The organism is Hoylesella loescheii DSM 19665 = JCM 12249 = ATCC 15930 (assembly GCF_000378085.1).
Classification (GTDB): Bacteria; Bacteroidota; Bacteroidia; order Bacteroidales; family Bacteroidaceae; genus Prevotella; species Prevotella loescheii.
This window is the reverse complement of record NZ_KB899229.1, coordinates 1-19252: the sequence shown is the minus strand read 5'-3', so window position 1 is coordinate 19252 and position 19252 is coordinate 1. Positions and strand designations below refer to the sequence as shown.

16 protein-coding genes and 3 pseudogenes are annotated in these 19252 nt (G+C 43.2%); 14 read left to right on the top strand and 5 right to left on the bottom strand.

All coding sequences use genetic code 11. The features are described from left to right. Nucleotides 1-5: 5 nt before the first annotated feature. The 4 genes from F453_RS0113275 to F453_RS0113260 all read left to right on the top strand — a co-directional run bounded on the left by F453_RS0113275 (nucleotide 6) and on the right by F453_RS0113260 (nucleotide 5001). Nucleotides 6-1736, top strand: coding sequence for a RagB/SusD family nutrient uptake outer membrane protein (locus F453_RS0113275; protein WP_018968444.1), 1731 nt, complete (start codon nucleotides 6-8; stop codon nucleotides 1734-1736). Between the two features lie 71 nt (nucleotides 1737-1807). Beyond that, complete coding sequence (locus tag F453_RS0113270; RefSeq protein WP_018968443.1) at nucleotides 1808-2716, top strand: glycerophosphodiester phosphodiesterase family protein; 909 nt, start codon at nucleotides 1808-1810, stop codon at nucleotides 2714-2716. A 54-nt stretch (nucleotides 2717-2770) separates the two neighbouring features. Then, entirely contained in the window at nucleotides 2771-3670 is a 900-nt protein-coding gene (locus F453_RS0113265) for a glycerophosphodiester phosphodiesterase family protein (RefSeq protein ID WP_004364207.1), read from the top strand. Beyond that, on the top strand, nucleotides 3670-5001 hold the full coding sequence (locus F453_RS0113260) for an MFS transporter (RefSeq protein WP_018968442.1): 1332 nt from the start codon (nucleotides 3670-3672) through the stop codon (nucleotides 4999-5001). Before F453_RS0113265 ends, F453_RS0113260 begins: the two co-directional genes overlap by 1 nt. Nucleotides 5002-5309: 308 nt before the next feature. Here the strand turns inward: F453_RS0113260 and mobC are convergent, their stop codons facing one another. The 3 genes from mobC to F453_RS0113245 all read right to left on the bottom strand — a co-directional run bounded on the left by mobC (nucleotide 5310) and on the right by F453_RS0113245 (nucleotide 9119). Further along, nucleotides 5310-7307 (bottom strand): conjugal transfer protein MobC, encoded by a 1998-nt coding sequence (gene mobC / locus F453_RS0113255; RefSeq protein WP_004364211.1) that lies wholly within the window; start codon nucleotides 7305-7307, stop codon nucleotides 5310-5312. Nucleotides 7308-7402: 95 nt separating this feature from the next. Next, the gene (gene mobB / locus F453_RS0113250; protein WP_004364212.1) at nucleotides 7403-8683 is read right to left on the bottom strand and encodes a conjugal transfer protein MobB; all 1281 of its coding nucleotides are present in this window, start codon (nucleotides 8681-8683) and stop codon (nucleotides 7403-7405) included. A 16-nt stretch (nucleotides 8684-8699) separates the two neighbouring features. Next, complete coding sequence (locus tag F453_RS0113245) at nucleotides 8700-9119, bottom strand: plasmid mobilization protein (protein WP_004364214.1); 420 nt, start codon at nucleotides 9117-9119, stop codon at nucleotides 8700-8702. Nucleotides 9120-9710: 591 nt separating this feature from the next. Between F453_RS0113245 and F453_RS0113235 the strand changes: the two genes are divergently transcribed. The 6 genes and pseudogenes from F453_RS0113235 to F453_RS14445 all read left to right on the top strand — a co-directional run. Further along, nucleotides 9711-10514, top strand: coding sequence for a nucleotide-binding protein (locus tag F453_RS0113235; protein WP_018968439.1), 804 nt, complete (start codon nucleotides 9711-9713; stop codon nucleotides 10512-10514). Then, the gene (locus F453_RS0113230) at nucleotides 10501-10974 is read left to right on the top strand and encodes a DUF3408 domain-containing protein (protein WP_018968438.1); all 474 of its coding nucleotides are present in this window, start codon (nucleotides 10501-10503) and stop codon (nucleotides 10972-10974) included. The genes F453_RS0113235 and F453_RS0113230 overlap by 14 nt, the downstream gene beginning before the upstream one ends. Before the next feature lie 4 nt (nucleotides 10975-10978). Then, a complete protein-coding gene (locus F453_RS0113225) occupies nucleotides 10979-11455 on the top strand; it encodes a DUF3408 domain-containing protein (RefSeq protein WP_018968437.1) in 477 nt (158 codons plus the stop codon). Nucleotides 11456-11457: 2 nt separating this feature from the next. Continuing rightward, the gene (locus F453_RS0113220; protein ID WP_018968436.1) at nucleotides 11458-12264 is read left to right on the top strand and encodes a hypothetical protein; all 807 of its coding nucleotides are present in this window, start codon (nucleotides 11458-11460) and stop codon (nucleotides 12262-12264) included. 141 nt (nucleotides 12265-12405) lie between these two features. Continuing rightward, on the top strand, nucleotides 12406-12708 hold the full coding sequence (locus F453_RS0113215) for a DUF4134 domain-containing protein (RefSeq protein WP_018968435.1): 303 nt from the start codon (nucleotides 12406-12408) through the stop codon (nucleotides 12706-12708). Between the two features lie 4 nt (nucleotides 12709-12712). Next, a pseudogene (locus F453_RS14445) lies at nucleotides 12713-12883 on the top strand (DUF4133 domain-containing protein); the annotation flags it as partial. A gap of 54 nt (nucleotides 12884-12937) precedes the next feature. On the opposite strand, the gene F453_RS0113205 reads toward F453_RS14445, so the two are convergent. Further along, nucleotides 12938-14494, bottom strand: coding sequence for an SIR2 family protein (locus F453_RS0113205; RefSeq protein ID WP_018968433.1), 1557 nt, complete (start codon nucleotides 14492-14494; stop codon nucleotides 12938-12940). 130 nt (nucleotides 14495-14624) lie between these two features. On the opposite strand from F453_RS0113205, the gene F453_RS0113200 reads away from it, so the two are divergent. After that, nucleotides 14625-15587 (top strand): IS982 family transposase, encoded by a 963-nt coding sequence (locus tag F453_RS0113200; RefSeq protein WP_033404354.1) that lies wholly within the window; start codon nucleotides 14625-14627, stop codon nucleotides 15585-15587. A gap of 247 nt (nucleotides 15588-15834) precedes the next feature. On the opposite strand, the pseudogene F453_RS16470 reads toward F453_RS0113200, so the two are convergent. Continuing rightward, a pseudogene (locus F453_RS16470) lies at nucleotides 15835-16258 on the bottom strand (HU family DNA-binding protein). A gap of 1148 nt (nucleotides 16259-17406) precedes the next feature. On the opposite strand from F453_RS16470, the gene F453_RS0113190 reads away from it, so the two are divergent. From F453_RS0113190 to F453_RS15515, 3 genes and pseudogenes are all read left to right on the top strand, one after another. Further along, on the top strand, nucleotides 17407-17733 hold the full coding sequence (locus F453_RS0113190) for a hypothetical protein (RefSeq protein WP_081619185.1): 327 nt from the start codon (nucleotides 17407-17409) through the stop codon (nucleotides 17731-17733). 336 nt (nucleotides 17734-18069) lie between these two features. Next, complete coding sequence (gene traM / locus F453_RS14435; RefSeq protein WP_081619184.1) at nucleotides 18070-19083, top strand: conjugative transposon protein TraM; 1014 nt, start codon at nucleotides 18070-18072, stop codon at nucleotides 19081-19083. 49 nt (nucleotides 19084-19132) lie between these two features. Then, nucleotides 19133-19252: pseudogene (locus F453_RS15515) on the top strand (conjugative transposon protein TraN); the annotation flags it as partial.

The following is a 19252-nucleotide window of genomic DNA, read 5'->3' as shown; positions in this document are numbered from 1 at the left end:
TCATCATGAATAAAAATAATCTTTTCAGTAGCCTGACTTTATTGGGCTTGTTCGTTTTTTCTTCTTGTAACTTGGATTTGGCTCCAGAAGATACGCTTAGTCCGAAAACGTATTTCAAGAACGAGCCGCAGCTCGAGTTGTGGACAAACCATTTTTATAGCTTGTTTCCCGATGTTGACGACCTTGCCAAACAGAATGCCGATGACAATATCAGTTCTGAATTGGGTGAGACACTGATGGGACAACGCAGTGCCGCAAGCGAAAACGGATGGACTTGGGAACGCTTGAGAGATATCAACTATTATCTCCAGCACTCCAATCAATGTCCTGACGAGCATGTAAGAAAGCAGTATGATGGGGTAGCCTATTTCTTCCGTGCCTATTTCTATTTTGATAAGGTGAAACGCTATGGTGATGTTCCATGGTATGATCAAGTACTGAACTTTAATGACGACAAGTTGCTCGCTAAGCCGCGTCAAGACAGGGAAATCATTATGGATTCAGTGATGCAGGATTTAGAGAAAGCCATTGGAATGCTCCCAACAAAGAAAGATCAGGTGCGTGTAACCAAATGGACAGCTTTGGCACTGAAGAGTCGTGTGGCTCTCTATGAAGGAACATTCCGCAAATACCGTGGCATGAACGATGCTGAGAAATACTTAAAACAAGCTGTAGCCGCCGGAGAGCAATTCATTGATAATAGTGGCTATAGGCTCTACACCAATGGGGCCGAACCCTATCGGACATTGTTCAATAGCATTGACGCTGTCGGTGATGAAATTATACTGGCAAAAAGACACAGCAATACTGCAAATGTGCGCCACAGCATTCCTTTCAACATCATCATCTATCGCCAAAGCTTTACAAAGCGATTTATGAATCATTATTTGATGGCTGACGGAACACGTTTCGAGGATCAGGCAGGCTGGAGGACGATGGACTATGCAGCAGAAACCCGAAACAGGGACCCGCGCATGGCACAGACCGTACTTTGTCCCGGATATATTCAGGTGGGGGCAACGAAGGAGACGGCTAATGACCTCAGTGCTTTAACAGGTTACCGACCGATAAAATATGTGAATGCTTCGCCCTATGACGGTTCACTCAAAGCCATCACGGATTATCCGCTTTTTAGAGCAGCCGAAGTTTATCTGAATTTTGCTGAGGCAAAGGCTGAGCTCGGCACTTTGACACAGGCTGATTTGGATAAATCAATCAATAGAATAAGGGATAGAGTCGGTATGCCTCATTTGAATATGGCGGTATCCAATTCCAATCCGGACAATCTGCTCTTGCAATATTATCCGAATGTCACAAGAAGTGCGAACACCGGTGTCATCTTGGAGATAAGACGCGAGCGTACCGTGGAGCTTGCATTGGAAGGATTCCGCTTGTGGGATATCTTCCGTTGGAAAGAAGGGCAACAATTGACCAAGGAATTCGAAGGTTGTTACTTCCCCGGTCCTGGTGAATACGACATGAATGGAGATGGAAAGGACGATGTGTTGCTATACACCACAACCAAGGGAGATTTCAAAGGGGCGGCATTCAAAATCGGCAAGGACATTATACTTACCAACAACACATCGGGGAACATACATGCCCTGAGCAACATCGCCATCACTTGGGATGAAAACCGCGACTATTTGTGGCCTATCCCAGCAAGCGAGCGGGTACTGACAGGTGGTATACTGACACAAAATCCGGGCTGGACGGATAGTACTAACTTTGATTAATATAAAAAGTTCCAAGGCAAGCTGGCCAATGTTTGCTTTGGGACATAATCAATTCATCAATAAGAAAGTTTATGAAATTTTTTAAGAAAAGCATTGTCGCACTGTTTCTTATGACAACTCCGTCAGCGACAGTGGGACAGACATGCAGGGTTGATACGCTGCTTCAATACATGCACGATAAAGGCAAGTCGAAACATGTGATGATTTTCGCCCATCGTGGCAATTGGCGTAACTCGGCGGAGAATTCTGTTCAAGCATTCCAAGATTGTATTGACGAAGGTCTCGACGGTATCGAGGTGGATCTCCAGATGACAAAAGACGGCGTGTTGGTCATTATGCACGATGACACCCTCGACCGCACGACAACAGGCTCTGGAAAGGTGGCCGACCACACGATGGACGAGCTCCGGAAGCTTAACCTGTTAACTCCCATTGGTGTGAAGACCCGCCAAAAGATACCGACCTTCGAGGAGATACTACGGCTCGCAAAGGATAAGATACTTATTCAAGTAGACAAATGGAAACCTTACGGAAAGCAAGTGGCAGAACTTGCGAAGAAGCATGGTTGCGAACGGCAGATTGTCTTGCGGACAACTGACAACAGCGAGGTGACAAGAAGAAATTATGGAGAAAGCCTGAACGGCCTCATGCTCATGCCCGTGCTTGTTTGCAAAGGGGGCGACGCGGATAATAAAAGATTGGAAGACTTCATCAAGAACTATTCGTCGCCCGTGATGAGCTTCTCTTTCACGCGCGAGGATTTCGCTATTCTCAAGAAAATCCCTGAGTGCAAGAGGGCCGGCTATCGTATTTGGCTTAACTCACTATGGGATACGTTTAACGCAGGGCACGACGACGAGATGGCGGTTACCAATCCCGACAACAGCTACGGGTGGCTAATCGACCATGGAGCAGATATTATCTTCAGCGACAACCCTATGCTATTAAAGAAATATCTGATAAAGATTAATAGGTGGTAGCAAGAGACCATCAGGCAGAATTCAATAATCCCTTAACTTATAACCTCAATTCATATGCAAAAGAAACTCTTATTGCTCGTTTTCTCGGCCGTCGCCATTTTCAGTACAGCAGCCGAAAACCGTGCAGATTTAATCAGACAGAAACTACTCAACAGAGATAATCGCTCTGTAATTGTTGCTTCACACCGTGGCGATTGGCGGAATTTCTGTGAAAACTCGCTCGAAGCCATTGATAATGCGGCTAAAATGGGAGTTGACATCGTTGAAATAGATGTGCAACGTACAAAAGACGGACAGCTTATCCTAATGCACGACCCTAAACTCGATAGGACAACTACGGGAAAGGGACTCATTGCAGACACGACTTTGGCTTATATCAAGACCTTACACTTGAAAAACGGCTGCAACATTCGTACAATTCATCGTGTACCGACATTGAAGGAGGCGTTGCTGCATGCCAAAGGGAAAGTGATGCTGAATCTTGACAAGGCCGACAGATATTTTGATCAAGTGTATAAATTAATGCAGGAAACGGGTACGACCAGACAAATTGTCATGAAGGGCACCAAATCTGCCGAGGAGGTAAAAAAGCAATATGGTGATTACCTTAAGGAAGTGATTTATATGCCCATTGTTGATCTTGATAAACCAAACGCAGTTGAACAAATTGAAAAGTTTATCAGTGATATGCACCCGGTTGCTTTTGAGCTTTTGTTTAAGAAGGACACAAATACCATTCCACTGTCTTTACCTGTAAAACTCAAGGGAAAGGCGCTAATCTGGTATAATACCCTTTGGGATACTATGGCTGGTGGACATGACGATGACATGTCTTTGGAAAATCCCGATAAAGGTTATGGCTACCTTATCGATAAACTTGGTGCACGAATTATTCAGACCGACCGTCCACAGTATTTAATTGAATACCTACGTTCACGTAAGCTACACGATTGATGGAACTTTTTAACAGAGTACTTTCATTCTATAAAATCCCGTCTCCGACCGACAAGCCCGAGACGGATAAAGAAAGGTTCAAGCGTGTCCGCATCATTTCCTTTCTCACCGCAACGTTGGGCTATGGGGTCTATTATGTTTGCCGACTCAGCATGAATGTCATCCGCAAACCAATGGTAGAGGAAGGCTTCCTGTCAGAGACACAGATAGGAATTATCGGTTCCTGCCTTTTCTTCACTTATGCGATTGGTAAGCTATGTAACGGTTTTATTGCCGACAGAAGTAATGTAAAACGATTGATGGTAACGGGGTTGTTGGTCTCGGCATTGGTTAACCTCATTCTCGGTTTTACCGATTCCTTTTTCCTTTTCGCGTTGTTCTGGGGCATCAACGGGTTCTTTCAATCCATGGGGGCTGCTTCGGGTGTAGTCTCTCTGTCAAGATGGTTTGACAGTAGCAACCGAGGCACTTACTATGGCTTTTGGAGTGCCAGCCATAACATCGGTGAGGCAATCACCTTCATTACCATTGCAATCATTGCGACGCAGTTTGGCTGGCGTTATGCATTGATTGGTGCAGGCGTGATAGGTATCGCATATTTTATGGTCATACAAATTGGTATGAAAGATACGCCACAGAAGTATGGCTATTTGTTGGAACAGAAAAGATTGAATAATGAGAAAGGAAATACCGATTTCAATAAAGCGCAAAAGGCTGTCCTGCGTAATCCTGCTATATGGGTTCTGGCTTTAGGCTCAGCTTTCATGTATATTAGCCGATATGCCGTTAATAGCTGGGGTGTTTTCTATCTTGAAACGATGAAAGGCTATTCAACACTGGATGCCAGCTTTATTATCTCCATTAGCTCGGTATGCGGTATTGTTGGAACCATTGCTTCAGGACTTATCTCTGACAAGCTCTTTAAGGGCTCTCGAAATGTTCCTGCATTGGTTTTTGGACTGCTGAATGTTGTAGCTCTATGCCTCTTTCTGCTTGTGCCTGGTGTGCATTTCATTATTGATGTCATTGCCATGGTGCTTTTTGGCTTAGGTATAGGTGTATTGATTTGTTTCCTTGGAGGATTGATGGCTGTCGACCTTGCACCTAAGAATGCAGCAGGTGCTGCACTCGGTGTCGTTGGAGTAGCCAGTTATATTGGAGCTGGTGTTCAAGATATTATGAGTGGATGGCTGATAGAAGATCATAAACATTTTGTAAATGGTTCTGAAGTATATGATTTTACATATATCAATTACTTTTGGATTGGGGCTGCATTGATGTCTGTTATTCTAACTCTTCTTGTTTGGAATGCAAAAGCTAATAACAATTAAGATATAAGAATTACAGATGATCTGTATGACAACAAAACTATTGAATTATTTGCATTTTTTGTTTTCATCCTAAATCAATTTTAAATCTACATTTTGTCAAAATAATTACAAATCTAATAAATAGCGAACCTTTTATTGATGATACAAGTTCGGGATAAGAGTATTCTCTATAAGTTGGGTGTAAATGACAATAATAGGCGTGAAAAGACTTATTCTCTTTATCCTTTAGAGGAATAAGAGACTCTCTAAACGATTTTGAACGAATATAGTCTTACATTCTTTGCTAATATTTGTATGTATTATATAGGCTATATCAAATGACTAAGATGTGGATTATTTTTTATTCGTTCTATCTCAGAACTAACAAGGGATAATATATCTTGTTTAACACGTTTATAGTTGGCTTCGATAGTCTCTTTGAGATTATCGGAGCCATCTTCGTTTTTGAAGTCTGCGATAGTGGGTATAGACTGATAAACTTTCATTTCAGCAGAGACTTTGGCACTATCCACCACAATCTCAGCATGGAAAATTTTCTGCTCAATGCGCTCGTCAAAGTTATCGGACACTGCTCCTACAAACATACCTTGTGTGAGATTGCTGATTTTCGATGCTGGGATAAGGCTATCCATCTGTGTGGAGATAGAAGTGGACTTATCGTTGCGATTGATGGTCATAGACTGCCGTTGCTGAAGTACCTTGCCGAAACGCTCGGAAAGTGTCTTGGCTGTTTCTCCCACTACCTGCCCGGAAAAGACATTACCGACCGTATTCTGTATCACCTTGCTTTCCTTGTCGCCATAATCACGGGTGAGCTGTGAGAAGTCCTGAAAGCCCAAACACACCGCTACCTTATTGCTTCGTGCTGTGGCAATCAAGTTATCTAATCCACGGAAGTAGATTGTCGGCAACTCATCTATTATAACAGACGATTTGAGTTGCTTTTTCTTATTGATGAGTTTCACGATACGACTGTTATAAAGTCCGAGTGCTGCAGAATAAATGTTTTGTCGGTCGGGATTATTTCCTACGACCAACACCTTTGGCTCGTTGGGATTGTTGATGTCGAGCGAGAAATCATCGCCCGTCATCACCCAATAAAGGGCAGGGCTTATCATACGAGACAGTGGTATTTTGGCACTGGCTATCTGTCCCTGCAACTGGTCCTGTGCTCCACCCTCCCATGCGTCCATAAAAGGGGAAAGGTAGTTGGAAAGCTCATCGTAGGAAGTAAGTATCGGGAATATCTGTGCGTAGGGACGGTTAAGAAACTCTATCGCATGAGGAAATGTGCAATACTTCCCATTCTCATAGATTTTCAGGAACCAGATGATGGCAGCCAACAGGATAATTGGCGACTCCACAAAGAAATCCCCCTGCTTCTGTATCCACGAACGGTTAAGGTTGAGCATAATGGTGTAGGCGCTCTCGTAGGCATCTGAGATGTCTGTCATAAAGGCTGGATTGATGGGATTACAGCGGTGCGACTTTCTTGGGTCATCAAAGTTGATGACATAGAACTGTGGTTTTACCTTGTAGGCATTCAAATGATGAAGCAAGTGATTGTAAGCAATCTCAGAAAGGTCTGGGAACTTGTAGTCGTAGATATACATGGCAAAGCCTTTTTCAATCTGCTGCTTGATATAGTTGTTCACAATGGCGTAGGACTTACCAGAACCCGGAGTTCCGAGCACCATCGAGGCACGAAATGGATTGACCACGTTAATCCAACCTTTGTTCCACTTCTTCTTATAGTAAAAACGTGTAGGGAGATTGACAGAGTATTCATTTTCCATCAATCGCGTTTCCTGCATGAAGCTCTCGTTCTCCGTATTGAATACATCGTCCATCAGATTGTTTTTGAGCAGTCGGCTCATCCACACACCACCCATCAGCAGGCAGATATAGCCAACGGAAAGCGTAAAGATATAGAGCGAAGCCGCTCCAATCTTGCCGATGGGCAATGCCAACAGCCACCAGTTGAGAAAGAAAAAGACAAATCCGGAGAAAAGCACTGTCCAAATCTTCGGCCACGTGATTTTCTCCTCTTTCACGCCCTTTGTTCCAAGGCAGGACAAAGCGAGAAATACCACACAAAAGAGTTTTGTCCAGAGGATGGACGAAAACAATCCTGTGGTACGCTGGAAATTCATCAGTATCTTATCAATGATTCCAAGCGTAAAACCCCAGACATGAAATGCCTCGTAACAGAACCAATAACAGTTAACGAGGAGGAATAACACTGATATGCCTCTCATAAAGTCCATGACTTTTCCTAATGCCCTTAAATCATCTTCCTGTGCCATAATGCTATTTTTTGTAGCCTCCTCCAACCCCTCCGAACCAACGGTCTCTGACCAAAGGGAAGAAAAGGAGAAGGGAGTTGGAAATGCTCATTTATTTAACGTTTTCTTCGTCTAATATTTACCTTACTTAGTTTTCGGAGCTTACGCTGCCACGCCGCCTCCTTCCAATCATCGTTGCCCGTAGATAGGAATGAACCATCTGCTATATCCTCGATAAGTTCATCGACAAGGTTGTCGCTTTCCTCCGTATTTAGCTGCGAAGGGTGAACGGTTGCAGATTGATCCAAACGGACAGACGGACAGCCGTACAGCGTCTCGTCCAAGAATGGGTTGTCCGTTGGATTGGAGAAATAACCATTGAATATATTGGCAGCATATCCTTTGCCCAAGCGTGAGCCATTGAGCGCAACGCCCTCCTTGTCGTCAATGAAGGTGATGCCATAGATGCGCCCGCTTTCGTTCTTTCGGATAAACACACGCAAGCCTTGTTCCTCCAATCTGCTCCGCAGGTCTTTCTCTGTTTGAGGAGAGGTGCGCATAGCTTGTAACACCCTGTACCTTATGATTGATATCAATGGTTTGATAGCTTGTTTCGACTTCTGCATCCTGTTCTGTACAGCAGTATAACCCACACCACGACCGATGTCCGATGCGTTGATGGGTGTGCTTACCTTGTTACCCTTGCCATCAGTCAGAACATAGACAAGTCCGTCATATTTCTTTCCCCGAAACTCTGTTCTGATTTCCTCTACGGTAAGGTTGTATGCAGAAAGGATGGCGTTCAGTTCGCCCAAGGAACAGAAACAATAATGCTTCAGCACCATGCGGACAATGTTTGCCACTTGCTCCTTGATATTTCTTTGGGTGGTATCAATCTTGGGCGTTTCTTTCATCGCTTTGTCAGTAACCTTTGAACTTAGGATGAGGTTATACTTCCTTTCCAAGGCATCGGTAATCTGCTTGCTCCTTCGCTTTTCAAACTTGTCGTTAATCTTTTGTCCACGGCTGTCCACTCGAAGTGATACGATGTGTATATGCTCACGGGCGATGTCGCTGTGCTTGAAGACGATATAGGGTTGGTTGCCATAGCCGAGTGCCTCCATATACTCCTTGGCAATCTGCGTGAGTGTTTCATCTGAGAGCTTCTCGTCCGGATGCGGATTAAGGGAACAATGGAACACCGTTTTCTTCGTTCGGCATACCTTCGGCATCAATGCCTCCATGTCGGCCAGTACATCCTCCATCGCATAACGACCTTCCTTGCTCTGATACAACTCAGCAGCAAGAAGAATACTCGCCTCTCCTTTCTCTACCTTCTTGAAGTTGTAGCCGAGTGCACCTCCAAGGTTCTCCGTTGCTGAAATTTTTGCTATCATTTTTCTAACTAAATTCTCAATACTTCTTCTTTCTATAATCAATGGTTAAATTGATAGCCTGCTCCTGCAAGGCGATGATTTGAGCCGACAATTTCTCCAACTTCTCAAGCAGTATCTGTGCGGTTTTCACGCTGTGATAGCTGTTGATGGCACGCACGGTCTGGTTATACAGCACGCCAATCTTATGAATCTGTGCTGTCAGTTCTGAGAGTTTGCGGTAATATTCCACGGCAGATTTATCCACCGTAATCACCTTGAAATGCTCACCAAGAATACGTCCACGCACGAAATCCGACTTGGTTTCTGCGCCCGAACGCTGAAACAAATCAATCGCCCTTTGTTGGTCCTTCGGGTTAGGAAGGCGTACATGCCAGTTGTCCCAACGTGGCTTTTCCGCTTGTTTTCGTTCTGAACCGTGTTCCGTGTCCTTTTTCATATCTGTTCTGTTTTCTTAATTACGACTTTGGAGTAATTCATCTCCCCTTCGGGGCAAGGGTCTTTGTGGTACAAACGGCGGTTTGTGTCACAAAGACACACCTTGCCAATATCAAGAGCTGATGCGATGGAAGCATCCACCTGTAAGGGTGTCCGCTTCGGGTAGTTTACCTCCATGTGCTCTATCCGCCTGCAAAGTTACGGCGGATTTCCAAATATCTCATTATCAGTAATATTCCCTCTTTTTCCTTTCATTTCCCTATACTTCACAGGCATAGAAAAATCTATCGAAAAAGCTTTTATTTTGCAGACAGAACGAGCGGACAATCGCTCGAACAAACGTTCAAAAGGACGATAAAAAGTTCGGGAAACAGATTGTTCGATTTATCGATAGTTCGACATTTCGAGATGTAGATTTCTCGAACTCTCGACAAACCGAATGGTTGATAGAACAAATGATTGATAAGTCAAATGACCGACAGATCGGCAAGACAAACTATAAAACAAACTGTCGATGGTTCTATCGAACTATCAAACGTCCAAACGGCATATCGCTCAAAAGACAGTTCAACAAATAAAAATATCTATCGCAATGGAACAGACAAACACATCGCCCATTTTTCTGGGCTTTTCCTCCCAGAAGGGAGGTGTCGGAAAAAGCACGCTGGCAGAAATCGTCAGCAGCATCCTCTATTATGAGAAAGGCATCGAACTCTTCATCGTGGACTGCGACCTGTCACAGGATTCCTTTTACAAGCTCCGCCAAAGGGAAAAGACCTTTGTTGAGGGTGATCCCTTGGTTTCCCAGCAGATGAACGACTATTTCTCTGCACTGGGGCGTGTCTCCTACCGTGTGCTTAAGGCCGACCCGAAGAGCGCCATCGCCAAGGCTGCCGAACACATCTGCAAGAACCCAAAGAAACGCTTTGACCTGGTGGCTTTCGACTTTCCCGGGCATGCGGGGACGAGCGACCTTCTGGAACTCTCACTTGAAATGGACTATATCCTTTCACCCATCGAGGCAGATGTGCAGTCAATGGTCTCCTGCCTTGCCTATGCCAAGACCATGCAGGACTTGGGCGTGTCGATGACGGGGGCACGCATTAAGGACGTCATGCTCCTTTGGAACAAGGTGGACAGACGGGTGAAGAGTACGCTGATAGAAAAATACAGCGAATACATCAGGAACGAGGGCTACACGCTGTTTGACGAGCATGTCTATGCCGCCCACCGTTTCAGTCACGAGCTGGAACAATACGGTTTCCGTGGAACATTCCGTTCCACCTACCTTGCGCCAAGCAGAGCCCTGCGTGCCGGCACGGGGCTGGATGAGATGATTGACAGCCTGCTTACGCATATCAGACTAAAGAAGGAGGCGAGCAATGGCACGGATTGACGAACGGAGAAAAATCTTGGAAGCCAAGCTCAAGGAGATGTCGGAGGACGGCGTGATGAAAGGAAAGCCCAAGGACACACTTGCCTTCGACCCACCCGATGAGGATGAAGAAAACGAGCAACAAGAGGCGAAGAAGATTATGCCGGTTCAAGGGAATACTCCCGTCCTCCAAGAAACGAATGCGGAAAAGACAAAAGAAGTGCCGCATGAGACTCCCGCGCTCTCATTGGACGATTACCGGACACGCTATTTCCACGCTGTCCGTATCCGCGAAAAAACAGCTTTCACGATGAACGTGGAGACCTTGCAGGTACTAAGGAACGTGCTGCAAGACTTGGGTGAACGGGTCTCGATGGCATCCTACATAGACAACATTTTGCGTGAACACCTCAGAGAGCATAAGGAATTGCTCAACAATGCCACGGCAAGACAACGGCGTAAAACAACCATAACAATATAGCATTATGACAACAATCGATTTTCTGATTTTATTCTTGGTATTCAGCAATATTCTTCTGATTGTATATTGCAGTGTCATTTTCTTTCAGGTTTACATAAGAGACAGAAACACCAAGGAAGACAACACGGACAATCCCACTCAGGTAAAGAAAACTGCGTCCGGAACTCAGCATCTCATGGAAGACCGCAAGGATTTGACAGGGGCTGATTACCTTGCTGATTTTATGCTGCAGAGCACAGAGGAACAATGGGAGGATTACAAAACCAAGTTCTTTATTCCAAGGCGGTCCCGAAACAAATCGGGGTTCACGATCAACACAGAGACCTTAACCATACTCCGCAATGTTCTCCGCGATACAAAGGCGGAAACGACGTTGACGGCTTACATAGAGAATATCCTTACCAATCACCTCAAAGCCCATCAGGAGCTTATTAATGAGATAGCAGACAAGCAGAAATTAAAAAACACCTTATACCTGTGAATATGGAAACTGTTCTTTTAGATATTCTCCTTTTCTTGGGTGTAGTATGGATGCTTCTCTGTACCGCATACCTTTGGAGGCTTTTTCAAGACTCAGCAGCTCTATCAGGTAAGAACACCCCAAAACAGAAAGACAACAGGCCCAGCGAAAGTCCCAAGCCTTCTGTTTCCCAAGAGCAAATAGACAGTGCCCGCCATATCTTGGTAGGTAGGAGTAAGCCTTTCATTTCCTCGTCTATCCCTGAAGTTCCCGCCATTTCCCCGTCTGAAAATTCAGCCGAAAATCCTGATACTTTTGCAGGGCAAAATATCCCGACAGGGCAGGATACAACCGAAAAGGTAGGAAGTACCGCTGAGGAGGACGACAATGAGATGAATGTCGACTACACGATGGACGAACCAGATGAGGACACCATAGCCCGTGAGGAACTGGAATTGGAAATCGGCAGACGAGGTGAAAGCCTGATCGCAGACGATTCTCTGCCCGAAGTATCACCGTCCGCTATTCTCGCAAGGGACATTATCCGTGTCAACGGTTGGCACAGGAATGACGATGCACTCGATGAGGAAAGCGAAACTGACGTTCATGAAACGCTGCAAGCGATACGAGGGACAGAGCTCATGGAATACATGAAAGAAGTCGCACTCGGACAGGAGCAAGACCATCAGAAGCTACTCGCTGCCATCCGCAAGGTCGAAGAAACGGAGTTGCAGGAGAATGATACAAAAATGACTTCTGTCCCCGAAACAGACAAAGAAAACAATAACGAGGGAACGATGGAAGAAAAGCCGCTTTCCTACTATCTGTAAAACAATCCATATTGCAAGCAGGGAAGGAGCAAGGCTGGGGCGGCTCACTGGTAAAACAATCCTATACGATAAGATAGAGCCAGCTCCACCGTCTCCTCCCATCAAAGACTTATCATTAACAACTTAAAAATAAACAGAACAATGGACAAAAAGAAAATCATGATGCTGCTGATCCTGCTGACGGCTACCGCCATAGGAGCATACGCACAGGGCAACGGCATTGCCGGAATCAATGAAGCAACGAAAATGGTAACCTCCTACTTCGATCCCGGCACGAAACTCATCTATGCCGTAGGGGCGGTAGTGGGGTTGATAGGAGGAATAAAAGTGTACAATAAGTTCTCAAGTGGCGACCCCGATACGAGCAAGACCGCAGCCTCTTGGTTCGGTGCGTGTATCTTCCTCATCGTGGCTGCCACCATCTTGCGTTCCTTCTTCCTATAAAAATATGGCTAATTGGGAAATCAACAAGGGTGTAGGCCGGACGGTGGAGTTCAAGGGCTTGAAGGCACAGTACCTCTTCCTCTTTGCAGGAGGACTGCTGGCTGTCCTCATTCTCGTTGTCGTGCTCTATCTCTGTGGCATCAGTCAGATAGCCTGTCTTGTAATAGGCGTAGTGGAATCTCCAAAAAAATATGGATAATGCCTGAAATGAGCTATCTGAGTGGTTTATTTACCAACCAAATTTTTTCCAATCATAAAAACAAATAAGTCTTTTAAAGTAGGACTTAGTGTTACTTCCAATGGTCTTGTTATTGACTACTAAAATATCATTGAAATTACTTATAAGATACTGCCTTAGTACTTCCAAGTCTTCCTCACCAATAGAAAGATACGGAATTAAAGCCATAGTTTTCCACTTTACATCTTGGAATCTATCGATTGCTGTATGTATATCATATTTCTTTTCTTCATTTGAAAAGAAGTTGTAGGTACGGAAGTCATCTAATTTTAGCAATTGAAAATTTATTCCAAGTGAATTATTCTCATATTGCTCATTGTTATTGATACCTAACGTTTGTAGATAACGATAAATCGGTAGATATTTAATATTTCCTTTTCGGAGTTTAGGTAGTGTTTTCGTTAATACTATTTCGCTTTCATATTTGGATTGTTCGGCAATAACATCCCTAAAAATATCTGTAACGGCAAGACCAACATATCCAACGGCAGATTGATACTTTGCTATCGTACCGAATCCGCATACAAACTGAATGTCCTTATTGGCTTCAATCTCTTTTTCGGGAAGAACATACAATTTCTTCTCAGGTTTTTCTGAATAGATAATTTCATAAAACTGCTGTTTGTAAAATCTTAACATATCTGCAGACATTTGGCGTTCAAATGTGGCTAAGCATTCATATACAGGTTTGAACTCATGTGTTTTAATACGAATAACAGGAAGCGTAACACCTTCACTCATCAACATATCAAATCTCTCCACCTCCATTTCAGCATCGTTATCCTTGTTCCATTCTACAAAGAAAAGGTTATTTTGTAGCAAGCCTATCTTGTCTTGGTCAAGACACTGTACAATAGAAGTTAATATGCTTTTTATGTTATTGTCGTTCATAGAGTACCCAATAAAGACAATTGGATGCTCTATGAATATTGTAATCAATTTTGCCGCAAGATATGCATTTCGCTTGTTAAAATCGGTATAATCTTCATGCGTGAGTACCAAACTTTCAGGTTCACGCATACAACCATGTATCTTGTAAATCTCGCCAATGTTTACAATAGATTTGGAAAATAAAAGCTCTTTTTGTCCAACGTATCTATTAAATTTTGGAAACTGACGTTCACAAAAATCATCCCAGTTAGTTGTAATCACACCATCAATACTCAATTTGCTTAATAAAGCAAGTTCTTCAGAATACTTTTCATCTGGCTCTTCCAGAGTGTATTTAACAAGGAATTTGGCTATTTTATCTTTCAAAACGCTACTTATATTGGTAGCCTTATCTTGGAAAGACTTCTTATATTCATCATCATCAGGTAGAGCCCAGAAATTCTTATTACATTCTTGCGCTATTTCTGTAGCTACTTTAGACAAATCTTTTGTATTGAGAGATGTATAATATGCATTAATATGCTGTGAAGAAAAGTGAGACAATAACGTTTCCCAATCAGGTGTATTCAAATAATGTTTGGTAAATCCCGAACCCAAGAAAAGAAATGGTGCACTTTTCTTTTTCTTTATAATCTCTTTTAAATCATCTATCGTCATCTTTTTAATTTTAAGTTACTTTTTAGTTGTAAAAATTGATGCGCGGGGCACATTGTCACCACGCATCAACATAAAGATTACCCGTTGGCGGAATAAAATCAAATCAATAAATGTAGACAAAAAGTTGCACATGTCGTTGATTTTTAGTAACTTAGTAGTTGTAAACCAATTAAGTTTAAATCATCGCATGTACAACCTCTATACAAAATTCGTAAAAATCCTTGAGATATGCAAGCAATTCTCACAAAATATCGTCAATGAATGCGGCAACATTCCACGTCGTGGCCCAGTACCCAAGTTCTCGGATTTGGAGGTGGTGGCATTATCGCTGACGGCTGAGGCCGAAAGTATTGACAGTGAGAAATGGTTGTTTGACTACCGGTTGCAAGAACACAAAAGCAATTTCCCCAATCTCATATCAAGAAGGCAGTTCAATGACCGCCGTAAGAAAACAGCAGGCTTATGCGAAGAGATACGCAAAAGGATTGCCATGGAAATGGACGGGGAAGAAGAACAGTTCTTTGTCGACTCCAAGCCAACAGGGGTGTGTCGGGTGGCAAGAGGGAAACGGTGCAAGATGGGACGTACTGGGGACTTTTCACAAGCTCCGGACTTCGGTTACTGCGCTTCACAAAACACATATTATTTCGGATATAAACTGCATGCCCTCTGCGGGTTAACAGGTGTCATCCACTCATATGACCTGTCCAAGGCAAGCATACCTGACCTCGACTACATGAAGGATGTGAAATTGTCTTATCATGACTGCAGCATCTACGGGGACAAAGGATATATAGGAGATGACGTTCAACTTGATCTGTTCGAAACCGCCCATATAAGACTCGAATGCCCGTATCGGGTGAACCAGAAGGATTGGAAACCGACTTTCATTCCACTTGCCAAGGCAAGAAAGAGAATTGAAACGCTTTTCTCACAACTCACCGACCAATTCCTCACCATAAGAAATTACGCCAAGATAACGAGTGGCTTGTACGCCAGAATCATTGCCAAAATCAGCGCACTAACCATTCTTCAGTATGTGAATTTCATTAACAACAAGCCCATCGGCAGAATTAAGTATGCCCTAAATTAATTCCGCCAACGGGTAACTAATTTTAAAATTCCATGCTAAGACTCTTGAAATTGTTTTATAGGACAATTCAAATTCTCTTATAAGACAATTTTAATTCTCTTATAGGACAATTTTCCCTGTCTGATGGCTATTGATAATCAGATAGTTACGAGACGGATTTTTAACTATGAAATGCCATAAAAAAGATGTGCAGAAGTAAAATATTTTGCACATCTAAATGGGTTACTAAACCAACGATTTTAGCTACTTAAGGATGAAAATTTTCGTCTATATCTGGACCAGAATGTTCTTCTGGTTTAGGCTTCTCGGGCATCAAGGGTATCGCGCATAGTTGTACTCTTCGTAAATTGTACATTAACCTGCTTGATAAGTTGTGCGCCTTTCTTCTTTGCCTCGGCTGCAGTCGGAGCACCTTGCGATTTCATTGTGAGGCGGAACGAACCTAAATCATCAAGTCGGACTGTATTACCATTTTCTAATGCCTCCATAACCTCGTATTTGCAAAGCATCTAAAACGGCTTTAACGTCAGCACTTGAAACGGTCGAACGTTTTCCACACGCTTTACTATCTGCGCAAGCGACATCGGTGTGGTTGGTGCCATTTGCGGATAATACTTAATCTCGTTTTTCTTCAGCGGATTTTTCTTCGCTTGAATTACATATTTTATCATAGAAACAGTCTCGACTTTTGTTATTTCTATAATTGTGAGGAGTTTGTTGTCTTTTCGATGCCAACATAAGATGAGCACTCTTCCCATATACGAAGTGTCCCACAAATCAACTCACTGGCTTGTGGCTCACGAAAACCCAACAACTCCCAAATATGTCAATTCACCAACTTACAAACTCAAGAACTCATCAACTCACAGGTTCACAAGCTCATCGACTCACGACTACATTAACTCACAAGCAAACTAATTCCCACTCCATTCTAGCGAGAACATAGGTTGTAAAGTGGGGTAACTATTCAGCAATAAGGCGTATAAACTATTATTGATTATCAACAAGTTACACAAACAGACACATGCAAATTCTGGTAAAATAATGTCATTTCGAGCCTTTTTGCCACAACATTATGTTTATAAGTTGTTGATAATCAACGTTCATTATTGCTGAAAAGTTACAAAGTGGGTGAATTGTTACAAATTTTAATAATGAGGTCGTCTTGACTTTTAATATTCCTATAAATTACGAGAGGTTTATTGTCTTTGTACCGTAAAGCCAAGATAAACCCTACTATCATATACGAAGTGCAGGACAAATCAATTCTTTGGCTCATAAACTCACAAAAAACAACAACTCCCGAATACATCAACTCACCAACTTGCAAACTCAAAGACTCATCAACTCAAAAACTTAAATTATTGTCTTTTATTTTACAATCGGATTCTAATTTTCACTCCGTTCTAGCGAAAAAACAGGTTAAAAAGTAGGCAAAAAGCTACTTTTTCTTGCCTTTCACGTATCTTGCTTTGTCTATTTTTAAGAGCAAAACCTGCATTTTGCACCATTTTGCCTTTCTAGATTGCTTGCCAACTCATTATTTTTTACGCCCCAAAAACCACTTTTAGCCCCTAAAATGCCACTTTTCAGTGTCTATTTTGCCCTTTCCAGCCATGCTTTTAACGGTTCTAAAAGGTTTTATTTATACATTTACGGTGTATTTTTATGCTTTTCACCTTTCATTTAGCAGCATTTTGCCCTGTATTTAGCACCATTTCACCTTGCATTTTGCACCAAAACGCACTGCATTTAGCACCAAAACGCATTGCGTTTTGCGGCATATTACACTGCGTTTTGCAGCAAAACGCACTACATTTTGCTGCAGATCGCCCAAAAACGGGTGTTAGTGGCGGTCAGTTTAAATAAAAATTCATTTTGCCAGCATGTACAACTAACCCCTTTTTGCATCAAAACGAACCTTCGCGAGAATCGATTTTTTGCGGCAGGGTGGACGATTGTTGGCGAAAACTGCACTCATAATGTTAAATTTCTTACTGAAAACAAGACAAAGCAGATTGTGCTGTGTACGCATGCAAAGGCAACGGTGACGGAAAGCATGTACGCTTACAACTGCCAACGCGAATGGTTGCAGGGCATTCTGCCCACGGCTAACGGAGACGGCATTATGCAAACACAGAAATAATCTGCCATTGGCAACCAGTTCTCAACTTGTAGAAAATACATTGAATAACTTTCGCCAGGTCACTTTTTGAGGCATAACCACGTTTTGACACAGGCAAGTGGCGCAGGATTTCAGATTTTATCGTTTGCCTGTCCAGTACTTCGTACATGAGAGGAGTGTTTATCTTGGTTTTTACAGTACAAAGATAATAAACTCCTCTCAATTTGTAGAGATTTTAAAAGTCTAGATGACTTCATATCCTATAAATTTAAGGATGTTAATAATGAACACAAAAGTAATGATTTTTCTTTATAATCAGCAAAAGACAAAATAATATTTTCTAACATTTCTTGAAAAATATTTTCTGAAAATACTGCTCCATCAGAGGCGCAGCGTGCAGAGACAGCTGCTTCTACGGCAAAGATAGAAAGTTCTATGCATCGTTATGAGGAGAATAATCGGCTCTTAAACTCTTTTTACGCTCCCGACCCACACGAGCAGGAGCGTGAAGCCTTGCGCTCGGAGATTGATAACCTTAAAAAGGAACTCTCCGCCAAAGACAGCAGGGAGGACAATGAAGAGAAACGGCAGCTTGCCTTGATGGAAAAGAGCTATCAGATGGCAGCGAAGTATCTCCCTAAAGCATCAACTCCACCTACCTTCAATAATGGTCTGACGGCAGGAAATAAAAAAACGGAAGATACAGCAGGTGGCTCTGACGCTGCTAAGGGCAAGACCATGCAGAATGAGAAGCCTGTAATGGAAGTTCTGCCGGAGCGTAGGCAGATAGTATCCTCACTTGATCAGCCTATGAGCGATGTGTACTTTATGGAGGAATACGGCAAGAAGGCTCGTAATATGGGCTTTCATTCGCTTGCAAGCACGTCTGTACCTACAATGCGCAATACGCTCAAAGTAGTAGTGGACAGGACTACAGTTCTTAAAGAGGGTGACAATGTGGTCCTTCGTCTGCTGGAAAGTGCCAAGGTAGAGGGGCTGCACATTCCACGGCAGAGCCGACTAATAGCAGTCGCCAAGATTGAAGGTAACCGTATGCACCTACTCATCAAAAGCATTGAGGTGGACGGTCATATCATAGCCGTCAAGCTCTCTGCATATGACACAGACGGACAGGAGGGCGTGTATATACCAGGTTCGGAGGACATCAATGCGCTTAAGGAAGTTGGTGCGAACATCGGTGGTTCAATGGGAACATCCTTTACCTTCGCTTCCTCTGCCAAAGACCAGATTATCTCAGAGGCTGCCCGTGGGGTGATGCAGGGCGCAAGTCAGCTGCTTCAAAAGAAGCTGCGCACCATCAAGGTAACGCTCAAAGGTGGCTACCGCCTTTTCTTGGTTCAGTCCAAATAAAACAATCGAAAATGATAAGTAAAAAATAACATCAAATAAAAAAGGAACAATGAAGAAAATTATTTTATCAATGGCTATGCTTGCCATGGTGGGAGCAACAGCCACAGCACAGGAAAACAATGATGATCTGACACCGAGCCGTCCGCTTACTTCGGGAGAACTTTTTCAA

Bases quoted from the DNA above. Each gene is read 5' to 3' on its own strand.
- F453_RS0113275 (WP_018968444.1), top strand. From the start codon at position 6: ATGAATAAAAATAATCTTTTCAGTAGCCTGACTTTATTGGGCTTGTTC.
- F453_RS0113270 (WP_018968443.1), top strand. From the start codon at position 1,808: ATGAAATTTTTTAAGAAAAGCATTGTCGCACTGTTTCTTATGACAACT.
- F453_RS0113265 (WP_004364207.1), top strand. From the start codon at position 2,771: ATGCAAAAGAAACTCTTATTGCTCGTTTTCTCGGCCGTCGCCATTTTC.
- F453_RS0113260 (WP_018968442.1), top strand. From the start codon at position 3,670: ATGGAACTTTTTAACAGAGTACTTTCATTCTATAAAATCCCGTCTCCG.
- mobC (WP_004364211.1), bottom strand. From the start codon at position 7,307: ATGGCACAGGAAGATGATTTAAGGGCATTAGGAAAAGTCATGGACTTT.
- mobB (WP_004364212.1), bottom strand. From the start codon at position 8,683: ATGATAGCAAAAATTTCAGCAACGGAGAACCTTGGAGGTGCACTCGGC.
- F453_RS0113245 (WP_004364214.1), bottom strand. From the start codon at position 9,119: ATGAAAAAGGACACGGAACACGGTTCAGAACGAAAACAAGCGGAAAAG.
- F453_RS0113235 (WP_018968439.1), top strand. From the start codon at position 9,711: ATGGAACAGACAAACACATCGCCCATTTTTCTGGGCTTTTCCTCCCAG.
- F453_RS0113230 (WP_018968438.1), top strand. From the start codon at position 10,501: ATGGCACGGATTGACGAACGGAGAAAAATCTTGGAAGCCAAGCTCAAG.
- F453_RS0113225 (WP_018968437.1), top strand. From the start codon at position 10,979: ATGACAACAATCGATTTTCTGATTTTATTCTTGGTATTCAGCAATATT.
- F453_RS0113220 (WP_018968436.1), top strand. From the start codon at position 11,458: ATGGAAACTGTTCTTTTAGATATTCTCCTTTTCTTGGGTGTAGTATGG.
- F453_RS0113215 (WP_018968435.1), top strand. From the start codon at position 12,406: ATGGACAAAAAGAAAATCATGATGCTGCTGATCCTGCTGACGGCTACC.
- F453_RS0113205 (WP_018968433.1), bottom strand. From the start codon at position 14,494: ATGACGATAGATGATTTAAAAGAGATTATAAAGAAAAAGAAAAGTGCA.
- F453_RS0113200 (WP_033404354.1), top strand. From the start codon at position 14,625: ATGTCGTTGATTTTTAGTAACTTAGTAGTTGTAAACCAATTAAGTTTA.